Source organism: Halobacillus sp. BBL2006 (genome assembly GCF_000786645.1).
Lineage (GTDB): Bacteria > Bacillota > Bacilli > Bacillales > Halobacillaceae > Halobacillus.
Window position 1 is genome coordinate 1 of sequence record NZ_JRNX01000595.1, and the last position, 4,831, is coordinate 4,831.

Genomic DNA, 4,831 nt, shown 5'->3' on the forward strand with positions numbered 1-4,831 from the left:
TCATTCCGTTGATTTTCTGCTTATGACGCGAGTGTCTGGGCGTGGGAGCTGGATGAGTTGTTTCCCACCAAATCCTAATCCGTATTTAGTAACGGAACCGAAAGTATCTCGAAGTCGAGTCTTCCATAATCCTGCACGTGTCCTTAACATCATTTATTATCCTGTTTATATTTTTCAAGCTAATTCTAAAGCAAAAAAGCGCCCTTTTAAAAGGACGCTTTTACGGTATTAGCAGTATTGGTTATAGGCAGTAGTCAAGTTATCGACAATCTCTTCAACCTCGTGATCTTCGATTTCTTCACGTGGAATGAAGTGAAGCACCTGGCCGTCTTTAAGAAGGGCAATAGAAGGAGAAGATGGTTCATAGCCCTCCAGGTATTCTCTCATTCTGGAAGTTGCTTCTCGATCTTGTCCAGCAAATACGGTCACGAGATGTTCCGGTCTTTTTTCATTGCCAAGGGACTCTCTGGCTGATGGACGGGCAAGTCCGGCTGCACAGCCGCACACTGAGTTAATGACGACTAGTGAAGTTCCTTTTGTTGAACTGATAAATTCATCGACTTCTTCAGGCGTCGTTAGTTCCGCGAAACCTGCATTCGTTAATTCATCGCGCATCGGCTGGGATATTTCTTTCATATATGCTTCATATGGATTCATAATAATCCTCCTATTGTTGTTTGTTTTTTGTAGCTTGCGTCATTTGGTGCCAGACAGAGCCTTTCGCTTCTTCTCCGCCTTCAATCCGTTCAATCGCCATGTTGATTTGTAAGCGGACTTCGAATTCTGGATCATCGGCTGCTTCTCGTAAGGCTGGAAGGGCGGTTTCATCGCCGAGTTCATACAAGAACATGGCGGCACGCCAACGGACAAGCTTGTTTGAATCGTTTAAGGACTCAATCATTTTTGGCATTGCTTCCTTAAAGCCTAAGTCAGAAATGCAGTCCCCTGCTGTACGGCGAACCGTCACGGTCTTGTCATTTAGGGCTTTGTATAGGTAAGGGAGGGTTTCTAATTCTTCAATCATCCCTAAATACGCAGTGGCAAGTCTGCGAATTGATGCTTTTTCGTCGTCCAATGCCTTGTCTAAAATACGGTAATCCTCGGCTGTAGGATCCATTCGATCAAGAGCAGCATAACGAACTTTCCAATCGTCATGATCCAACGTTTCTAATGTGATTTTCGATTCATTACGAGGAGGTTCGGGTTCATTCGATTCCTGATCAAACGCTTGTTTAACGAGGGATTGGAGTCGTTCCTCGTCGTAACTTGCAGATATTTCTTCTTTTACCTGTTCGCCGATTTCATCAGAATCACCATAGCGAGGGCTTTGTTCGACCCACTGGCGTTCCATGATCATATTTGGAGAAGCGGGGGCAGCTTTCATCGCTGCATTCATGAAGCGTTCGGGAAGGCCGACACGTTTTTCTTCATCGCCGTCTTCAAGCTTCACTTGCATCGGCATGCCGCGGAACATCTGTACATAAACTTTTACTTCACCAAAAGAATCATCAGCTTGAGATTCATCGTCACTGTTTTTTGCTTCCTCTTCGTTTAAGGAAGATCCGAATACGGTCCGTACCTCTGGGAGGATTGTTTCCCAGGACATTCTGGCGTTCCGTTCAAGCGCGATAAAGTCCATGACATGATAAAGTCCTTTTACCCCCTCAATTTCAAATAATTGCTGAACAAACTCAGGAGAATCGCTAAGGTCATCTCCCTGTTTATAATTATGAGTTTCGCCATCCGGCAACTGCTCATCTAAATTGATTTTCATTGAGTTAGGGCTGGGCGTTGGTTCAATAGATACTATTCTCATTCGTCATTCCCCCTAATCACGTGTATGAATTATATTTTATCAAAGAAATCAGGGCTCATCCATGAATAGGAAAGGAGGAAATGTTTTATTGGCAAAAAAAGGTTGAAGAAATTGTTTTTATTGTGTAATATTACACTAAAATACCAGCAGGGGAGGGGAAGCATTGTCTCATTTATCGGAGGAAAAGAAGCGGGAAATTTTCAAAGAAAAGCTCATCCAATTATGGAGTAATGGCTATTTGACGGAAGAGGAATATATGAAAATAGTGGAGGCTGATCGTTCCTATATTCATGATCGCCAGCTTGTTCAGGAAGCTGGTGAAAAAGTGGTACAAGTAAAAAATGAAAAGGCTGATCACTTTACTGATCCTGTTCAAAAAACAAAACCGGTGAAACCAGTAAAAAAGAAAAAGGTGAAATCAGCAGAACAAATCCGTGAGCGTAACATTACCTGGTCGCTCATTCTTGGTGTTTGTCTCTTGCTCATCACAGGTTTGATTGTTGCCACGAGCCAGTGGGCCCAGATGGGAGCGGGACTGAAAGTGGTCTCCATTTCTCTCGTCTCTTTGTTTTTCTTAGCACTGAGTTACGGTACAGGGCGTTTTCTGAAAATCAAACAGACTGCTTTTGCATTTTTAACGCTCGGTAGCTTATTGATTCCTATTGTCATTTTGGCGATCGGTTACTTTGAGCTGTTTGGGAGTTATTTATCCCTCTTCGGTGAAGGCAGATATCTACTTGGGTTATTGGGGGCATTGGTTCCTCTTCCGTTATATATTCGCCACGCCTTTATCCATCAGTCACGTTTATACGTTTGGATTTCGCTTGTTTTCTCATCCCTGACAGTTGGGTTTGCGCTCGGTGCGCTTCCGATCTCGATGGATATTTTTTATTTATTGTTAATGGTTTACAATGCTGGTTTATTAGTTTTTTATGTTCGGTTTAGAGCTTCAGATAAATGGAAGTTATTCATCAAGGAAGTCCCCCTATATGCCCAGCTTAACCTGGTGATTTCAACGATTCTTATGCTGTTTTTCTTTGAAAGTGAAGTGTTTTATAGCTTTAACCTTCTTTTGACGGCGAGTATTTATATGGCTATGGTTTTTGTCTACAAAACTAAAGAGTATCAGTTCGTCTTTTCTGTGATGCTCATCTATGCAATCTACCAATTGGTCGAGCACTCTCCGCTTGAATCCATTGATGTGACGTTGTACGCTCTCGTCGGGTTTATTTACTTAGGCTTTGCCTATGCGTTTAGAAATCACACCTTCATTGAAAAAGTATTTCGATATACAAGTGGTGTCGTTTCGTTCTTCGCTTTCGTTTACATCAGCTACGAGAGTATCGCATTAAGAGGGGAAGATGGTTCGTGGATATTAATGTTCGCCTATGGGATTATCACCGCGAACTATCTTCTTCTTTCTAACCTGACTAAATACGTCGTATTTACTTATTTGACGCCTGTATTTTTCTTTATCACCACCTGGCAATTTTGGGCATTAACTGAAGTCGGTCCGCTATTCTTCTTTCTTTTTATGGCAGCTTCGGTGTTATTGATTTGTGTCGTTTCATGGACAAAACAACATTGGATGCAAGTCATTCAAGAAAGCTCATTCTATGTGTCGGTTTTCGTCCTGATCGCGTGCATAGGATACAGCTTTAATGAAATGCTGTACGGATACAGTTCGTTCATGTTCTTAGTTATTTCAGTACTCGCCTATATGGTTGGGAAACAAACCACTAATCGGGAGATAAAAGAAACGACTTTATGGCTGCATCCCGTTGCTCTGTTCTTGGCAGCAGCCATACTTTATGAACCGATGAGTCATTGGGTACCTGAGTATGAGGAAGGCTTATCACTTCCTTTTCATTTGGCGGTAACGGGTCTTTTACTCATGTGCGTTCACCTTGGGTGGAAAAAATTCAAAGAAAAACAGCTTTCGAAGGCTGCCTTTTATGTTGGCCAAGGCGCCTATATGCTAGCAATGGTTCTTTTGTTGAATAACTCTCAAGTCGATCCTGTTCTGGTCAGGCCACTGATTCTACTGGCTGGATTCGGAATGATGTTCTGGCTAGTTCAGTTTTCCAAAGAGCAGGTGTTATGGGTCTTTGTATCTCTCGTAACGTTAGCCTTCTACATCTCCTTGATCGACACATTCTCGTTTGATTCATTTTCTTCTTTTATCATCTATACGACGTTTGCTCCTGTTCTACTGATGTTGATGGGGGAGATTGGTCAAAAAAAATGGCCGGAGATGCGTCCATACTTTTATTGGATAGGGCATGGGGTTCTTCCTCTCATTGTGGGGTTAATCATGCTCAATCAAATCGGCTCTGCAACGGTAAGCCCTTTGGTCTTGTCCATTTCTCTCATTTTATATGTGTACAGCTCGCTTACGTCCAGAAGAGAATGGGAAATCAAGCTTATGCTTTACGGAGCTTTGACAATCGTGTTTTTAATTGTTTCAACTGTCCCTTCGTACTACGGATGGTGGTCGTCGATACAAGGCACTTATGCTTTCTTCGTAACGAGCATAGTGGTCGCAGGGATATGGATTGGCGTTTCGCCAGTTTGGAAGAAGCGGCTGGAGTGGTATTGGATACCTTTTTCTATCCTTGGTTTGTTCTTACTTATCACCAATAATGTTGAAATGCAGACGGTCGAATTATTACCATTAATCAGTTATGTCTGTCTCGTTTTGTTTTTCCTACATCAAAGAGGATGGTCTCTTGTTCGATTTGCCCCTCTGTTATTGACCATCGACTTATGGGAGAAGGTGAGTCTTAACTGGGAACGTGAAATTCTAATCGTGGTCCTGATTGGGAGTGCAGGTATCCTCCTTGCAGCCGGACGTTTCTTCCATAAATTATTAGTAGGACCAGGATCCAGGGGGGATGCTTACTCATGGACAGCGCTTATTTATTTTGTCTATTTAAACTCAATAACCGCTGGCGATGAAAATGTCTGGGTCCGGATTTTGCCTGTATTATTGGCGGGGGGATGGTTCTTCATCAA

Annotated in this window: 3 protein-coding genes; 1 reads left to right on the forward strand and 2 read right to left on the reverse strand. The window is 42.6% G+C overall.

Annotated features, from left to right (window positions below; translation table 11 throughout):
• Positions 1-228: 228 nt before the first annotated feature.
• Together LD39_RS16560 and LD39_RS16565 are read right to left on the reverse strand one after the other, a co-directional pair.
• Positions 229-657, reverse strand: a complete 429-nt coding sequence (locus tag LD39_RS16560) for a BrxA/BrxB family bacilliredoxin (protein WP_035550034.1) — start codon at positions 655-657, stop codon at positions 229-231.
• 10 nt (positions 658-667) lie between these two features.
• Complete coding sequence (locus tag LD39_RS16565; RefSeq protein ID WP_035550037.1) at positions 668-1,816, reverse strand: conserved virulence factor C family protein; 1,149 nt, start codon at positions 1,814-1,816, stop codon at positions 668-670.
• A 163-nt stretch (positions 1,817-1,979) separates the two neighbouring features.
• Here LD39_RS16565 and LD39_RS16570 point away from each other — a divergent pair.
• Positions 1,980-4,831 (forward strand): hypothetical protein (locus tag LD39_RS16570; RefSeq protein ID WP_052158920.1); only part of this gene is annotated, 2,852 nt, incomplete at its 3' end.

What these genes read in the sequence shown, in the direction of transcription:
- LD39_RS16560 (WP_035550034.1), bottom strand. Translation starts at nt 657, where the DNA reads ATGAATCCATATGAAGCATATATGAAAGAAATATCCCAGCCGATGCGC.
- LD39_RS16565 (WP_035550037.1), bottom strand. Translation starts at nt 1,816, where the DNA reads ATGAGAATAGTATCTATTGAACCAACGCCCAGCCCTAACTCAATGAAA.